Genomic DNA, 16332 nt, shown 5'->3' on the forward strand with positions numbered 1-16332 from the left:
GAATGCTCAGGCATTCTCTTACCGTTCATGATCAAACAATCTCCTCAAGCTCATACAGCGATGCTTCCCTGTTGCGAATGATTCGCCGCAGCAAGGATGCCATGTCACGTGTGATGTCTCCCCGCTCGAAAAACACTTGTACCGCATCGCGCTCCGCCTGTATGGCGATCCAGTGGAGCTCGCGTCGGCAATCGTTGAACGACGCATCCTTGCGCCGCGAGCCGAAGGTGAATCTGCGCAACCTATCCAGCATTTGCTGGTAATAGTCCAGCACACCTTCGGTTGCATCATCGCTTTGGAGGGCGCAGCGTTTGGAGAATTCATCGACGACGGCTTGGCTGCATTGCATTTTCAACGTGCGAATCGCAGTGATATCAGGTTCGATGTAGCTTGTCACCAGATGAGGCTGGGAGATAGACGTCATCAGCATTTTCAAGCGTCGCCAGATGTTCTTGACGATGACTTTACCTAGATCCAGCTTATTGGCTAGAATGAGCTCTACTTGCTCCAGCATTTTCAAATAATAATTTGCCTGATCACGGCTAACTTGCCCGTTCTCCAAACGTTCGTTCACATATTTGCGCTCTATATCCAGCGCCAGCAGGCGCATTCCTGCTTCTTCCTGCTGAAAACGCGGGTGTCGTTTCCATTTTCCATCCTTTTGTCCAAGCTGCTGCATCATGAGTTTATAATCGCCAATCACAGTGTCTACAGCGACCTCGTTCTTCTCGGTGCTGGTCTTCTGGAGGGCCCGCACAGCGGCAGCCATGACCTCGATTTGCCACTCGCGCTCCATCCGTTCCTTCTCGGCATCACCCGCTGTGCTTTTTTTCTTTGCAAGCAGCGGCAGAACGATACTCGCCGTCAACAGCGAGAATAGAATGACGGTCGCCGCAAGAAAAATAATGAGATCTCTCTGAGGAAAGGGAGCGCCATTTTGAAGGACAAGCGGAATGGAGAACGCACCAGCCAACGTCACCGCTCCACGCACACCGGAAATAGCTGTTAACGTCAGCATACGCAAGCTAGGCACCTCTTGATTCTGATTCCCAAACCAGCGCCCTCCTCTTGCGAACAGAAGCGTCCACACAAAACGCAGCAATAACAACAGAACAAAAATGAGAATGGCATAACCAATGACTTTGAAATTATCGAAATTCGGGTCGCTTAGAATCGTCCGGGATACGCCCGGGATTTGCAAACCCAGTAGGACAAAGACCAATCCATTTAAAACAAACAAAATGACAGACCATGTTGCATTAGATACATTTTGGAGAGTCGGCATCGTAAACGCCATACGTTCGTTCTCGATCGCATGCACCAGACCTCCCGCTACAGCCGCCAAAATACCCGATACTCCAAGTTCCTCGGCAATCAAATAGAGTAGAAAAGGTGTCAAAATTTGCAGCAGCATGTGCATCGTCTCATCCTCAAGTCCTGCGCGGCGCAGCAGCTGACGAATGCCGATAATAAGAAAAGCGACCAGAGCCCCGATCACTAAGCCCCCAATGGAGATGACGAGAAAGCTTAGACTTGCCTTCGGTAGAGAAAAAACACCGGTGACCGCCGCGGCTATGGCGAACTTGAAGGCAACGAGACCCGATGCATCGTTCATCAAGGCTTCCCCTTCTAACAGCCGCTTCAAGCTTTTAGGCAAATGAATCCGCCCGGCTAAAGAGCTGACTGCTACGGCATCTGTTGGAGACAGGATAGCGGCTAACCCGAAAGCAGCTGCAAGAGGGATAGAAGGAATCAACCAGTGAACGACATATCCGACGACGCACACCGTAATGAAAACTAGACCCACCGACAGAAGAAGAATCGGAGCGCGCAATTTCCAAAGCTCATCTCGCGGCGTATGCTTTCCATCGTTATACAACAACGGGGCAATAAACAAAAGGAAGAACAATTCCGGTTCCAGGTGCAAGTGAATGCCAAGAGGCACGATAACCAGTATGGCGCCTAATGCAATCTGGATAAGGGGGACGGGAATGAACGGAACGAAGCGGTTCACGACATTCGAGACGCCAATCAGAACCAATAGGATGAGAATAATAATAAAAACGTTCAAGCGGTTATCTCCTTCTCCGAATAGTTCAATAGATTTCTAAAAATCACTATGGACATATTTACCATCAGAATACGACGTACTTTTGTAATAATTCAATATTTCCCAAAAGAATCCTTCCCCATCCATGCAAAAACGACAACCGATCATTAGACCGACTGCCGTTTTTTTGTATATTCGCTTATTTGTTTGTGGTCAGCATGACTGAGTTTCTCTTCAGATACACGCAAAGATACCTTGCTCTACGCCTTTACTCGTTAAGGGCTCTTGTATGTTTACCGTGTCTTCTTCAGATTCACCATGACGAATTAATAATATTTGCACAATTTTAACCTTGATCATTATTTATGTCATCTGCTCTACTTCACGTTAGTTCAATAAGGTGTCCGATTACTTGTTCAATTGAGACAAACGAATTATAAGTCTTGAGATAAACGTATCATATCCCTGCATTGTATACCGTTTTCAAAAATTTCATCAGAGTAATGTTTTACAAAGAAGTCCCTATCAATCCCAACAATTCTAAAACCACATTTTTGATATAGAGCGAGTTGTCCCATTCCTGAGTTCCCAGTGCCAATCTCAATTGTTTTATAACCCTGAAACTTAGCATTATTAATTGCATGCTGTACGATCTTCTTTCCTATCCCTTTACCTTGGTGGGTCTCGTTGACAGCAATATTCACCAACTCAACTGTCTCAGGTCTTGTAGGCAATAATACATAAACTGCTAAAATAGTGTTATTCATCTCTGCTATGTAGCACTGCCCGCGTTTGAGATATTCTTTAACAATCTGTTCAGAAGGGTCAGCTAACAATAACAGCTCCATTGGAGGCGACTCGTACGTATCTAACTTACGTATTTCCATTTTAACCCTCCTTTGTTGAACAAAAAATACTATAACGTCCTTATCATATGGATGTCATCAGGTTCTTTTTCAAACAGTTCTTTATCTATTTCTGTTGTAGTTGTGGAACCGCAACTTGAATAAAATTTTACCGCAGATTCTGTTTCTGTTGAAGAAATGTATAAATACTTCGCCCCTTCTGCAATAGCAACTTTACTTAGTGCATGTAAAATTTGGCTGCCAATTCCTTGTCTTCGATACTGACGAGTAACATACATGAGGTCTATCTGAAGTTGATTATTTTCTCTTCCTCTAAACTTGTGAGCCAATACTCCAAATCCGACTAATTTATCTGCGTCAAAAGCTCCATAAGCTGTCCCGCCGTTATTTATTTCATACTCATATCTAGAAATTATCGCACGATAATTCTCTTCGTTCCAATTTGGGCATTCATGCCCCGCCTTTACTTCTTCAAGTGATCCATTATTCATCTTGTAAATCAGGTCTATAGTTTCAGAACGGTCAATTTCCCGAATTTTATGCGAATCGGCATGACCCATTTGAATTATTTTAATCATAATTTGTAATCCCTTTCTGATTTCGGTAGCCTTCTCTCGACGTTTATTGAGCTATAATTTGCTTCATAGAATTCACCTCAAAAATAATTGAGCTCGCATTCCAGCTAACTGCTATAAAATCTATTTTACCACATTTATACAATTAATTAAGAGGGGTAACCCTTCGCGTTAACCCAAAATGAAGACTCTATGAGAACTGCCTCCGTGTTAAACTCCCCGTTAGGTGAGAATAGGCCACCGATTGATGAGTGTCGAGTTGAATTTCGTTAGCGTAATAACAACTCAGTTAAATTTATCAACTTCTCTCGGGTTTCAAATAAACGCCCCTTAGCATTTATGGTATCAACAGGTTCCACCCATGCAAAACCATCAGAATCATACCGTGGAAAGACATGCATGTGATAATGCTTTAAATCATTGAATTTACCACCATTCTGAATAATCGTTATTCCATCGGGCTGAAAATGTGCCTTTAAGACCCTTGCTAACATTGCAGATGTCTTAATAATCTCATTGGCGGTGATTTCGTCCAGATCATCAACATCATGGTAATGTTTTTTAGGAAGTATTAGCATATGCCCTTCATTTAATGGTGCAATATCAAGAATGCAAGTAACAAAATCATTCTCATAAACCGTGTGCGTTTCAATTTCTTTATTAGCAAGTTGACAACCTAAACACTGATTCTCTTGCATTTCGTTCCCCCTCTATGCCCCGACATATCTAACAACTACATTCGTTGATAATTTTAACTCTCCTGCTTCTTTACACGTTGACAGTTTTATATTCTATAATTATAATTTAAATAAAATTATAATAAATATTTTTAGGATAAATAATATTAGTGTAAATACACTATCAGAAAAGGAGCTATTAAAATGAACATCCAGATTTTGGGGCCTGAACATCAAGGTAAAGAAGAATTCGATGGTGGCAAAATAAAGGCACAAAAACCTCTAGGTTTCTCGGGGCAAGGGGCTGTTACGGTTAGGCTTGGTCCTCTTTTCTACTGGGCTTGGGGACAAGCTGAGTCCGAAGGAGGCATCGGGTTTCATCCTCACCAAGGATTTGAGATCCTTTCTTATTGAATTAATGGTCAAGGCTTTCACAAAGACACGATCGGTTCCGATAGCATCCTTGGACCAGGTGATATTCAACTCATGCAAGCGGGCTCGGGTATTCATCATGCCGAAAGCGTCGAGGCGGGCTTCGAAAGTTTTCAAATCTGGCTTGAGCCTTACTTGAATGAAGCTGTAAGACGAGCGCCAACCTATTCTCTGTTCAAGCACGGGCAGTTCCCTCAGACACACCAGGACGGGGTGAACATAAAGACGATATTGGGAGAAGGCTCCCCCATCCTCCAACTGGTAGCAGATGCGCGGATGTTTGACGTCGAGATTCAGCCAGGGGCGTCGTACGTCCATCGACTATTGCCGAACCGGACGCTTGCTGGATTGTCGATTAGAGGTGCCGGCGGTTCATTCTGGTCTTCGGGACAAGATCCCGTCTTATTCAAGAATAAAGACTTTGCGATCGTTCAATGTGAACAAGAGCAAGACATCAACATCCGCGCTGAAGGAGAGAAGCTTCGAATTTTCCTAATTGAAATTCCATCATCAGTCGATTATCCTTTGTACAAAAAAGCCAGATAAGGTGGATGAGCAATGGATTCATTTTTTATCAATTCTATAGTGAAGCAGAACGATTCCAGACCTAAAATCCCTTGTTTCTAACAGTTCAAGTTTAATTTCTTTGACATCTTTAAAAAGCGATTTTCCAGCTCCAACAATAACCGGAGTTACCACGAGCAAATACTCGTCAATCAATCCTTCATTGGCAAGCTGCTGCACAATCGTACCGCTCCCGAAAATAGTAATATCAGAACCTTGGTCCTCTTTCAATTTTCTTACTTCATCTGCAAGATTACCATTAAACAACTTGGAATTCTCCCAGGTTACTTCCTTTTGGGTTTTTGAAAACACCACTTTTGTCATCTGATTTAATTCGTTGGCCATACTCCGAGCACCTTCGGGAGCATTTGGATTCTTCGCAACATGCCAATAACTTTCAAACATCTGATAGGTCACCCTGCCAAATAGTACCGTGTCAGGATTCATCATCTCATGGGCGGCTTTATTGACTTCGGGATCATGTATAAACCAGTCAATTTCTCCGTTCGGTCCAGCATAATAACCATCAATTGAAACACTGTTAAACATGACAACTTTTCTCATAAAAATCATCCTTTCTATATTTGCTTAATCCAAAGCGATCTGCTCAAATGCGCCTGGTCGTAGTAGCAAGTAAATGCGGCATAAATGCTCCTGGTTTAAACATGATACCAAAAATCTCCATTTCCCTTGAACAAGGCATTGGGGCTGCATTCGTTGTTGCTTCATTATAAGCGATATTTTCATTTTTCCCACATCTTTCATGGGATATAGTCGCGGATGAAAAAAAGGGGCTGTCTCAAAAGTAGATAATGAATCTACTTGCGGACAGCCCCATTGGGCCTACTTACTTTCTGGGACATTCGCATCGGTATTCAGAACGAAATACAAACTTCCATTGGATTTTTCCAATGGAATCGACTTTTAGGCTTCGAAATTCTTTCTTCTATTGGAATAAATCCAATGGAATTGACTTTTAGACCGCCAAATCTCTACTTCCACTGGATTAATCCAATGGAAGTAGCAGACAGACTGCGAAATTCATAAAGTGGGAGTTGATTTTTCCAAATATGGCATTTGGGACAGCCCCGAATGATCCAGAACGGGAGAGTCCTTTATTTATCGTACTTGTAGAGATTAATTTCGTGCTTCACGTAATAAAGGTCTCCGTACTTATCCGTTGTCAGCAGCGTCACACCTGCCCCGATTAAAGAAACTGCGTCTTTGTTGGCAGAAGTGGCGTCAATTGCGTACAATTTCGCACCGATGCTCACATAGACGTTACCGTCGTTGCCGACAACCATCTTGCCTCCTTGCCAAGACACGGGTATTGAGCTGAATTTGTCGGGATATACTGTCGTATGAGCAGCATCTGGATTATTCGGATCGATAATAAACAAATCTACGGTCGTGTCGTGGGACGAATTGCCTGACGAGTTCCCTTCCGCAAGTCCCCATATTTTCCCATCCGGACCCACGATGAGATCAGAGATGACTTTTCTTCCTGGGGCAGGGACAAATTGAGGAACAGGTGTCGAGTTGGCGCCCGTTGTATTCCAAACGAACACTTTTCCTTCCGTCGCATCAACCGTGCTGCTGATTCCCCCGTAAACGGATGTGCCGCCAAAAATTTTATTGTTCTTGTATGCAAGTGAAATAACACTTTGATGGTAGACAATATCGTTAATGGTCGTGACTTGTTGGGAAGTAGACAAGTCGTAGACGGTGAAGGAGCCTTTATTATTCCCGGAACTCGCTACTGAACCGACATAAAGCCGATTCATTGAGGGTTCTGCCAACATGCCAAACGGACGATCCTGTTTGTAAGGGGCGTCGTCGATATCCTGGAACAGGAGCGAAGGATTCGTAGTATCATTCCACGTCGACGTTGTATCGTATTTTTTGATCCACGCGCCAGGATATATGCCTAGATACAGATTGTTGCCCATTGTTGTCATGTTTTCAGCTTGGCCTGCGCCTTTATAGCGCTTTTCTTCGGATGTGTCCGGATTATAGATGCCCATCCCACCAAGCAAATAGCCGCTTGTGTAAATATTGTCGGCTGGCCCCTTGACCAGTGACCGGATTTTGGTCACAGATTCTGGGATTACGAACGATGTCTGCGTATCAATTGTAGGTGTTGCTGCAAGTTTATATTTCAAAATTTTTCCTGATTTAAGCGCAGCATACAGATAAGTGTTGCCTGCATCGGTCAAAAAAGTATACCCAGCTGCGCTTCCTCCTACATCGCCCAGATTTAATTCTGCTGCTGATGAAATATCGTAGCTGTAAAGAGTATTCCCTTTCGTGTAGAACACTTTGTCATCCGAAGGGTGTTTCATCGATACGCCACGTGAGTCGATATCGCTTAAGGAAGAGGCAATCGCACCCGTTGTGCTATCCAATACCAGCGTTGGACCCGCCGATAGCTGGGCGAACACCCTCGACGTCGATCCGTTCGAAATATAATTGAGTCCATTCACAAACTTGCTGCCATAATTTGGCGGGGAAATGGTGGTTTGAGTGCCATTCGTCGGATTAAAGCGAATGATTGTCGCATTCGAGGTCGGTCCCATACCCATATAAACCTCAGTATCGCTCGCATAAGCGATCGACCTCACGAAATCAAGGCCACTGACGATGGGTAGGCCACTGTTTAAGACGACAGTCCCTCCGGTCGGATCGTACTGGTATGCTTTGCCGCCGGTGGAAGTTCCGCCGTAGACTTTTCCGTTGCTTCCCGCCGTTACATCCCAAATAACGTCCATTCCGGTTGGTAGGGTGATTGGCAGTAACGAGCTGCCTGTAATTACTTTTATCCCATTGACCGTGCTAACTGTGCCGGGGAGATACCGAAACATCGTTTTCTTGTTAGCCGTTCCCAAATAGACGGACTTATCCGTAGCCACCGTCATTCCCCAGACTGCTTCTATCTTAGTGTTATTCGGATCAACCATGAGATCTCGATCATCCAACAGCTCACCCGTTCGGGCATCGTATACCACCAACTTGGACGGAAACCCGCTGGAGCCGACATACATCAGATCCGTGTTACCGCTTGCATCTTTGCCGAATACAGCGACGTCAAGAGGATTGTTCATAATTTGAGTGCCGAGATTGTATTCAATCGGGCGATCCAGCGTCACATCATCAACGTAAGCGACCATCGAAGTTGTCGTCCCCGTCGTTAGATATACGGATACGGATGCTGTGCCTGTAGGGGCGGTAGCGGATACAGAAACCGGAGACCATTGTGACGCAGTGCCGGTGAAATCGTTTGCAAAATCTTTAATTACCGTTCCAGCGGAATTCTTGAAAAGAAGGTGGATGCTCAGTCCGGAGCCGCTGGACGCGTAGATTTTGGCCGTAGCTCCGACTCTTGTGCCAGAATAAACCGTTACATTCGAGCTTTCCGCAGTGCTAGCAGTGGTTGGGCTGGAATCGTCCAGTTTAAGACTGTAGGTTCCCCCTGTCTTCTGCACCGTCGAAACAGCTGCACCAGAGGACACTGTCCAAGTACCGCTTAACGAGTCTTCGAAGCCTGCATTTTTAACGGTTTGACCGATTGAAACATCGTCAACATAGGCTGTTGTAACAGACGCTAATGAGCTGTATACCATGACAGCTACTTGAGTTGTACCAGCTGGAGCTTTTGCTGTAATCGATCTCTTCGTCCATTGATTGAGCGCAGGTGTAACGCCAGTGGGCGCAACAATCGTTTCCGTAGTGCCATTATAGAAGATCAGCCAAACATCAATCGATCCTTGCTCAATATAAGCAAAAGTAGAAGCGGTATACTCTTCATTCTGCGTAATACTAACCTTTTCGCTAATCCGAGCAAGTGAACCCGAGGTACTGGTGTCCACCATTTTCATACTGTTTAAGCCAGTGTAAGCTTTCTCACTGGAGACGGTTGCTGTATTTTGGCCGTACGTGGGGTGTGTGGTCCAATGCGGGATGCCGGTTCCGGCATCCTCGAAAGAAGAGTTGGGGATAGATATCGTGATGCCAGATGCGCGAGCATCGAGGTTCTGTAAACAGCTGATGATAAGCAAACAACTAAACACCATACAAACGAGGCGAATCCACATGGGGCGAAACGTAATTGCTTTCATAATTACCACTCCTCACACAAAGTTTGGCTGCGGTCAATCGTGAAGCTGTCGATTCCGAATTGCGTTTACGAACTCCTTTCCTACCCAATTGGGCCTAGTTTACATTTCTCGTCAAGTTCACCCCCCTTCCGTCTTTAACATTCGACTTGTTTCTGTGATAGTCAGCGAATGTCAATACCTAATATCCTGGATTATCTACTCTCATTTTAAGCCCATGCGTGCGTTTAAAATATGTCAACATTTCTAGAAAGTGTGGACAATTTCAAGAAAAAGTGTATAAAATTTCAAGATATACTTTACCGTTGGGTCAAAAATTATACAAAAAAAACCCTCTTCATTTTCATAGAGGGGGTTGATCCAAGCGATAAATTCCTCAAACTTTCGAATAAGCCAACCTCACTCCACTTTAGTATCATCTGATCACTAGTTAACAAAGCTCTATCTCTGGAATTCCTTCCGTGCTTTCCTGAATGTCTTCAAACAGTCCGTCTGCCCGCACCTTCGTGTAGTACTCATATTGTCCGATAACTCCATAGTCTCCTTGCATCACACCTGGATAGGCTCGGTTTACCGAATAGATTTGACTTCGATGTGCATGAAGCGCACGCCCTTTTGTTTCACGCTGATTCACTATGTTCACTTTTCCAGTTATGGGGACTGCACCGATTGGTGCTGAATCTGCGCAATAATCATAATAATGAGGAATCGATGCGAAAAACAAAGTGCAATAATGAGAAGACATCAATTTCTCCTCGGATTGAAGAACCGCTTGTTCTGTAGCCCGTGATATGGCTATATGATCTCGATGTCCAGTCACTCCGTTTGGAGGAAACGTAACGATGACGTGCGGCTGCAGCTGCACAATATGGGATTCAATTTTTGCGGCAATTTCGTTGATATCCTGGTTAATCAAACTACCATCCGCGTAATGAAGCAAGTACAAGTTAGTTACGCCTATGACGTCGCAAGCCTGTGACAATTCCTGCTCCCGGAGTGTGGCGAGTTCCTGCTTGCAGGTTACCAAATACTCACCTGACTTTCCCCCACAACCAGAGGTTGCGCAGATCAAATTGACGTCGTGACCGGCTTCCCTATATTTGGCCATGGTGCCGGCACAAGCGAATGACTCATCATCAGGATGGGCAAAAACGAACAACAGCCTTTTTTTCATAGGATCCCTCCATTGGACTAATCATCCATCATGAAATTTCTGATAGTGATCTAGAGCCAGAGCCATCATACCGTATATAGGCTCCTTATTCTTGTTTTCGATTTGTCCGGATGGCGCAAAGGTGTTGAATTGGTTCGTTACATATTCCCGCACAAACGCATTGTTTTGTAGAACGCCGCCTTGCAAAATGATTTGAAAAGGTTGTCTATATAAATTTATTCGCTCAATGACGGCCTTAGCACATGTAAATAATTGTTCGGCAGCCTGAATCATTATGGACTTAGCCACTTGATCGCCCTGCGTATGAGCTTGTGAGACGAGACTGGACAATTCAGCTACTTTCTCCACAGAATAGCTCGAATTGTATGTCCAATTAAACAAATCCTCGGGATCTTTCAGATCCAAATAAGGAAGAATATGATCAGCCAATTTGTTAGGAGCCACCCGTCCATCCATGGTTTTCAAAATGTGAATGATCGCTTGTTTACCGATCCAATACCCGCTTCCCTCATCCCCAACGCGGTGTCCCCAACCACCTGCTCTAGCAACCACGCCTTGATCATTAACGCCATAAACGATGGATCCCGTTCCAGCAATCATAAGAATACCTGGCTGACCATTGGTTGCCCCCAGTAACGCTGCGAAGCCGTCATTTTCAATAATTAAACGTTTGGCACGTATACGTAAATGCTGCAGCGCCTCTTCGACCAACGCTAAGATGATCCTGCGGTCAAATTCGGTATCCAAACCAGCGATCCCCAATGCGGCACAATCCGTTTCTAATTCAGTTTCGCCAACCTCCCCATTCCCTACTAATTTACCGTCCTCCAAAGCATTTCGAATCGCATGGATAAGCTCCCTCACGGCCGCTTCTTTACCGACCCCCTGATAATTACAAGATCCTGATCTACCTTGTCCTCGAATCTGACCATGCTCATCGAAGAAGTAGCACAGGCTTTTGGTTCCTCCGCCGTCCACAGCAAGAAATGGAATCTTTTTTGCTGACATTATGGGTTCCCCCACTCCCTCATGACTTCATCCAAAACCTGCAGAGCAGTTCGGCTTTTATGATCCGACTCCGTTAACCATTGATCCAGAGCTAGTTGTTCCTTACAACGTATCTGAACCATTCTCATCATCTCTTGGGGGCTTGGTCCTCCTGGCAAGGAGCGTATTTGAATAAAGTTCTCAGGGTCTAAGGCTAGTGCCAAGGTGTCTATATCCATCATCAAATTACGACCGATGATCTCCTTAGCTGCTTCATTGACGAGTTCCCATGTAACTTCGTTCGCTGCTAACCCTTCCGACATCGCTCTCTTTACGACTGAACTTACGATATGGTGGGAGGTTCGGAAGGAGAGTTTGTCCGTTCTAACCAAGGTATCCGCCAGTTCGGTAACGGTAGCGAAGCTGCCTTCTGTCCGTTTACGAAGTACCTCTTTATTTACATCCATAGTTCCCACTACGACTGTTAGAAGTCGATAGATCTTGTCCATGAGTTCAAGAGATTTCCATGCGTAAGGCTGCATATCGTCTTCGGTATCAACAATATCGCCGAAAGGCGTATTATGCATCATCGCAAGCACGGAATCTGCATTACCTACGCAGCTAGAAAGAAGGGCGCGCATGTGTTCTAGAGAAACAGGATTTCGCTTTTGCGGCATAATGGAACTGATCTGTACATAAGGACTAGCTACTTTGATAGCGGCGAACTCTTGTGTACACCAGAGCAATAAATCCTGAACGACTCGACCCAGGTTGATGGCTGCAAGTTTAATGGAAGCAGCAACCTCTCCCAAATAATCCGCTCCGCCAATCGCATCATAGGAATTCTCTACAAGCTCGTCGAAGGCTAGAAGCTCTTTCACTCGGTTCCGATCAATAGGAAAGCCCGACGTTGTAAGCGCAGCAGCTCCCATACTACTTCGGTTGCAATTATGGTAAGCGGCCGTCATCCGGCGGATGTCTCTCGTAAGCGAATCAACAACAGCCATGATGTAGTGAGCCATGGTGGTTGGCTGCGCCTGCTGCGTATGTGTGTAGCCGATCATCAACGTATGAATATGCTCCTCTGCGAATTGCAGAAGCTGCTTACGTAACTGTAAACCGGATTGCATCGTAACCAGAAGCTTCTCCCTAAGTACCATCCGGTAAATAGTGACACCCATATCGTTACGGCTCTTCGCTAGATGCAAATTTCCCGTAACATCGCCTGCGTGCTGCTGCAGCTGGCTTTCCACCTGAAAGAATAAATCCTCAAATTCACCCGTATAACTAGAGTGGCGGAGATGATCCAAGTCAAGATGTACAATGGCTGTCGCAATCTGGCTTGCCTCATCTTGCGAAATCAATTGCTGCTCCTTCAACATGATCAAATGAGCCTTATTAATGGCCATCATGGCATCCAATAAATGCTGTTTGGCTTCATTATAAGCAGGTTCTAGAACAGCTTCTGTATAGGTTTTACCAGGAAAAACCTTACCTTCACTTTCCATAATAGACTCACGATTTCCCATCCAGTTGTTCCCCTCCGTCTTTCATTACTGGTTTCTGTAACCAGTTTTCAAGTAATTGATGTAAGTTGGTGACTGCTTCCGCTATAATCCATTCCCCTGCTTCTAATGATGTCTGCCCGACATGCCCCGTGTAGCCATTCCATCCTTCTGGACTGCCTTCCACCAACACATAAGGTAGATTTGAAAGTGCAGGATTTGCTGTTAGGTCTACGTCACTGTCACTAACATGAACCAAATCCGGTCGAAATGCTTTGACAACCGACATTTCATACGGGCCTCCATGACCCCTGCCAGTTGTTCCTGTAAAAATTCCTGCTTCTTCGGCACTTTGCGTTGTTACCATTTGCCACCAGTTCACTAGTAGAACACTAGCGTCCTTATAGGTTGCTGTAATGGCTTCTGCTACTGTTCTGGATACACCCATATTCCCATCATGCGCATTTAACAACAATACATTTCGGATACCCAACTGACAGATCCCATCAACAATTTCATATAAATAATCCGTGATGACAGACGGACTCACTGAGATTGTTCCTGGATAATGACGGGTCTTTCCAGGACAAGCCGTATAAGGGATGACGGGATAAATGAGCGGTTTCAAATCAGGATGGAGACGTTCAGCGAAACCATTCGCTAGAATGACATCAGTTCCGAGCGGTGAGTGCGGCCCGTGATATTCGATTGATCCGAGCGGCACCACTGCAAAACGGTCTTCTTGTAATACAGTCTGTAGATCTCGACCGTGTACTTCCCTAATATCCATGGGCTTGATTCCCCCGTTTGGTAAATCGGGAGGCCCGTTCAGGCCTCCCTCTGTAGTTATTACTATTGCTTTAAGCTGATCATGTTCACGAAGAGGCGAATAGAACCAGGGACAAGGTTCGGGATTTCACGGTACCATACAAGCGAACTGTAGGTGTAAGTTCCCTTACCGTATTTAGCACTTAGGAATGTTCCGGTAAATTCCTTCTCCCCTGCATCACCATTAGAGATCAGCTGCGTGTACTCTTTGCCCCACTCAGACGGGTTGTAAGCCGAACGATCTTGAATCCAATTGTTCCAATCTGCATCTGTAATCTTATTAGGAGTCGTAAAGATCGGATGATCAGGCGCTAGCATCGTTACTTTGGAATTCTCATCCGTGACACGCCATTGAATTAACGGTTCTCCAATTTTTATCGGATAAGGGGCAAGTTCAGGTTTCCATTTATCTTCCGGCTTATGATATTGAACGACCAGATTTCCGCCATTTTCCACATAAGAGAGAAGTCTTTGATTGCTCGAAAGCAGCTCTGGACGGAAACCATATGCCCGAATGCCTAATACAATCGTGTCATATTGAGATAAGTCTGCTGACTGGATCGCTTTATCGTCGAGTTTCGTTACGTTCACGCCAAATTGGGTTAAGTACTGATCAATATTATCAAAACCACTAGATACATATCCCACTTTAAGACCTGTAGGCACCTTCAAATCAAAGGCCTGAATCTTTAATTCTGCTGGCTGAATCAAATAGGTTTTACCGATATGTGGATAATCGATAATTTGTACGTTTTCCTTGCTGGTAACATCACCGCTTGTTGCTACCGCTGTTACCGTATATTTGCCAACTGCTGTTCCAGCAGGAGCTTTGACTTGGAACGTAACCGGCTTCGTTTCACCTTTTGCAGCGAAATTCACTTCTTGAGATGCAGGTGTTACATTCCAATCCTTCGGGACGTTCAAGGAAATGGACGTTTTGGTAGCGCCTGGCGAGTAGTTGCGTACTGTAACCTTGACCGGAAGCGGCTCTTCGGTTTTCAATGTGTTAAGTACCGTAGCCTCAGGGCTCAACGACATAGCAAAAGACGGGAGCACAGCCACTTGATTCGATGGGGTAACACGTATTTTTCCTGAAACATTATTTAACTGATACAAGACATCCGCACTTACTACAGATGGTTGATATACCTGGAACTCTACTGCATTCTTAGGGACTTGAACCTCAAAAGTGGCAGAAACCGTCTTATTGTAGCTAAGTTGGTCAAACTTTGTGTTTCCGACTGCTTTCGTTGTCCAGCCCTCAGGCACATTCAGTTGGAGCTCAACGTTCTTCAGATTGTTCTTACCGCCACTGTAAGCGGAGACTACCATTTTGACCGTTTGACCTGCAACGATCTCGCCGGTTTCTGGTTTTACCTTCACAACCAAAGACGATGCTTCCATACCTGCTTTATTCAGTTGAGCATCCTTCACTTGAAGGCGATACAGCAAATCGGTCTTGACGCTTGCATCTAGCGTCGATGCCTTCACATCACTCACGGCAGTTTCTACATCCGCCTTCATTTCTTGTACCTCTCGCGCCACGTCAGAGAACACAGGGTATGCTTTAACGACTTCTTCCGCATCTTTATGGAGGGCTCGCAAATCCTTGATCACTTTGTTATCTTTGCCCTTCGCTTCTATCTCTTTAGCCAAATCGTCAAAGGAGAAAGCAATGCCGTCGAAGAAATCATTTTCCTTTTCGGATTTAACCGCTGAATTTAATTTGTAATAGTTGAAGCTCGAACCTTCATCAACAAGTCTTCCCATCCCTTGACTCTTATGCATAAAACGGGATTCTTCTCCCAATTGGACATAAGAAGCGCCGTAAATTTCGTCATAATCTCCAACTGGTACAGCCACGTTGTAATCCTTATCATTGGCAGGAAGGTACAGCTTTTTGATTTGCCAAGGCTGCAGCCCCTTTTTCAAATGTTCTGGAAACACCTCTGGGTTAGCTGCATCCTTGAACGCACGAACGGTTATGACGTTAATGGCCCTATGATGACCATGTGTCGATTCTTCGTTGAGGAAAGAAGGAATGACTACGTCAGGCCGCAACTCCCGGATCTTCCGAATAAGTCTTTCATAGACCACCGAATCTCCCCACTTTTGCAGTGTTTCATCGGGGCTTTTGGAAAAACCGAAGTCAAAGATAGGATCATTAATTTGCTCGCTTAACATACCCAAAGTGACATTCGTGATTTTGGAAGCTTCCTGCAGTTCGCGTGAACGAATAATACCTAACGCATTACCTAGTTCACTGCCGATCTCATTTTGGCCACCTTCCCCACGGTTTGCAATGACACTTAACGTATTGACCCCTCTTCCTAATGAAAGATAGGCAAGCATAGCGCTATGCTCGTCGTCCGGGTGAGCTCCTGTATTCATAGCACTCGCGATGGTTGTGAGTGGTTTAATCGATTTCCAGAGATCAACAACGCCTCTGTCAGCGCTGACCGGCTGCGCCATGCTAGGAAGCAGCAAGGAACCTACTACGGCAACGCTAGTAATACTCGTAAACACTTTCTTCCATGTACCTTTCTTCACTTTAACTCCTCC

Annotated in this window: 13 protein-coding genes and 1 pseudogene; 2 read left to right on the forward strand and 12 right to left on the reverse strand. The window is 45.0% G+C overall.

Annotated features, from left to right (window positions below):
• Positions 1 to 31: 31 nt before the first annotated feature.
• The 5 genes and pseudogenes from GC098_RS22375 to GC098_RS22390 form a co-directional block, all read right to left on the reverse strand.
• Positions 32 to 2071, reverse strand: a complete 2040-nt coding sequence (locus tag GC098_RS22375; protein WP_171645442.1) for a Na+/H+ antiporter — start codon at positions 2069 to 2071, stop codon at positions 32 to 34.
• A 234-nt stretch (positions 2072 to 2305) separates the two neighbouring features.
• Positions 2306 to 2392 (reverse strand): annotated as a pseudogene (locus tag GC098_RS41675) (histidine phosphatase family protein); the annotation flags it as partial.
• A gap of 92 nt (positions 2393 to 2484) precedes the next feature.
• Complete coding sequence (locus GC098_RS22380; RefSeq protein ID WP_171645443.1) at positions 2485 to 2937, reverse strand: GNAT family N-acetyltransferase; 453 nt, start codon at positions 2935 to 2937, stop codon at positions 2485 to 2487.
• Between the two features lie 29 nt (positions 2938 to 2966).
• Positions 2967 to 3494, reverse strand: coding sequence for a GNAT family N-acetyltransferase (locus GC098_RS22385; protein WP_171645444.1), 528 nt, complete (start codon positions 3492 to 3494; stop codon positions 2967 to 2969).
• Between the two features lie 266 nt (positions 3495 to 3760).
• A complete protein-coding gene (locus GC098_RS22390; protein WP_171645445.1) occupies positions 3761 to 4189 on the reverse strand; it encodes an HIT family protein in 429 nt (142 codons plus the stop codon).
• A 183-nt stretch (positions 4190 to 4372) separates the two neighbouring features.
• On the opposite strand from GC098_RS22390, the gene GC098_RS40205 reads away from it, so the two are divergent.
• Together GC098_RS40205 and GC098_RS40210 are read left to right on the forward strand one after the other, a co-directional pair.
• Positions 4373 to 4582: a hypothetical protein gene (locus GC098_RS40205; protein WP_246358832.1), complete on the forward strand. Its 210-nt coding sequence runs from the start codon at positions 4373 to 4375 to the stop codon at positions 4580 to 4582.
• Positions 4583 to 5146: a pirin family protein gene (locus tag GC098_RS40210; RefSeq protein WP_312880290.1), complete on the forward strand. Its 564-nt coding sequence runs from the start codon at positions 4583 to 4585 to the stop codon at positions 5144 to 5146.
• A gap of 18 nt (positions 5147 to 5164) precedes the next feature.
• Here the strand turns inward: GC098_RS40210 and GC098_RS22400 are convergent, their stop codons facing one another.
• The 7 genes from GC098_RS22400 to GC098_RS22430 all read right to left on the reverse strand — a co-directional run bounded on the left by GC098_RS22400 (position 5165) and on the right by GC098_RS22430 (position 16320).
• Complete coding sequence (locus tag GC098_RS22400) at positions 5165 to 5728, reverse strand: dihydrofolate reductase family protein (RefSeq protein ID WP_171645446.1); 564 nt, start codon at positions 5726 to 5728, stop codon at positions 5165 to 5167.
• A gap of 551 nt (positions 5729 to 6279) precedes the next feature.
• Positions 6280 to 9279 carry a hypothetical protein gene (locus tag GC098_RS22405; RefSeq protein ID WP_171645447.1) on the reverse strand — a complete coding sequence of 1000 codons (3000 nt, stop codon included), beginning with the start codon at positions 9277 to 9279 and terminating at the stop codon, positions 6280 to 6282.
• A gap of 427 nt (positions 9280 to 9706) precedes the next feature.
• Positions 9707 to 10450, reverse strand: coding sequence for a PIG-L deacetylase family protein (locus tag GC098_RS22410; RefSeq protein WP_171645448.1), 744 nt, complete (start codon positions 10448 to 10450; stop codon positions 9707 to 9709).
• Between the two features lie 21 nt (positions 10451 to 10471).
• A complete protein-coding gene (locus tag GC098_RS22415; RefSeq protein WP_171645449.1) occupies positions 10472 to 11458 on the reverse strand; it encodes an N-acetylglucosamine kinase in 987 nt (328 codons plus the stop codon).
• Entirely contained in the window at positions 11458 to 12966 is a 1509-nt protein-coding gene (gene argH, locus GC098_RS22420) for an argininosuccinate lyase (protein ID WP_171645450.1), read from the reverse strand. The genes GC098_RS22415 and argH overlap by 1 nt, the downstream gene beginning before the upstream one ends.
• Positions 12953 to 13732: a creatininase family protein gene (locus tag GC098_RS22425; RefSeq protein WP_171645451.1), complete on the reverse strand. Its 780-nt coding sequence runs from the start codon at positions 13730 to 13732 to the stop codon at positions 12953 to 12955. Before GC098_RS22425 ends, argH begins: the two co-directional genes overlap by 14 nt.
• A gap of 62 nt (positions 13733 to 13794) precedes the next feature.
• Complete coding sequence (locus GC098_RS22430; protein ID WP_312880276.1) at positions 13795 to 16320, reverse strand: NEW3 domain-containing protein; 2526 nt, start codon at positions 16318 to 16320, stop codon at positions 13795 to 13797.
• Positions 16321 to 16332 lie beyond the last annotated feature (12 nt).

The organism is Paenibacillus phytorum (genome assembly GCF_013141715.1).
Taxonomy (GTDB): domain Bacteria; phylum Bacillota; class Bacilli; order Paenibacillales; family NBRC-103111; genus Paenibacillus_E; species Paenibacillus_E phytorum.

Excerpts from the sequence above, each read along its gene's own strand:
- GC098_RS22380 (WP_171645443.1), bottom strand. The coding sequence starts at position 2,937 with ATGGAAATACGTAAGTTAGATACGTACGAGTCGCCTCCAATGGAGCTG.
- GC098_RS22425 (WP_171645451.1), bottom strand. The coding sequence starts at position 13,732 with ATGGATATTAGGGAAGTACACGGTCGAGATCTACAGACTGTATTACAA.
- GC098_RS22410 (WP_171645448.1), bottom strand. The coding sequence starts at position 10,450 with ATGAAAAAAAGGCTGTTGTTCGTTTTTGCCCATCCTGATGATGAGTCA.
- GC098_RS22385 (WP_171645444.1), bottom strand. The coding sequence starts at position 3,494 with ATGATTAAAATAATTCAAATGGGTCATGCCGATTCGCATAAAATTCGG.
- GC098_RS22405 (WP_171645447.1), bottom strand. The coding sequence starts at position 9,279 with ATGAAAGCAATTACGTTTCGCCCCATGTGGATTCGCCTCGTTTGTATG.
- GC098_RS22400 (WP_171645446.1), bottom strand. The coding sequence starts at position 5,728 with ATGAGAAAAGTTGTCATGTTTAACAGTGTTTCAATTGATGGTTATTAT.
- argH (WP_171645450.1), bottom strand. The coding sequence starts at position 12,966 with ATGGGAAATCGTGAGTCTATTATGGAAAGTGAAGGTAAGGTTTTTCCT.
- GC098_RS22390 (WP_171645445.1), bottom strand. The coding sequence starts at position 4,189 with ATGCAAGAGAATCAGTGTTTAGGTTGTCAACTTGCTAATAAAGAAATT.
- GC098_RS22415 (WP_171645449.1), bottom strand. The coding sequence starts at position 11,458 with ATGTCAGCAAAAAAGATTCCATTTCTTGCTGTGGACGGCGGAGGAACC.
- GC098_RS40205 (WP_246358832.1), top strand. The coding sequence starts at position 4,373 with ATGAACATCCAGATTTTGGGGCCTGAACATCAAGGTAAAGAAGAATTC.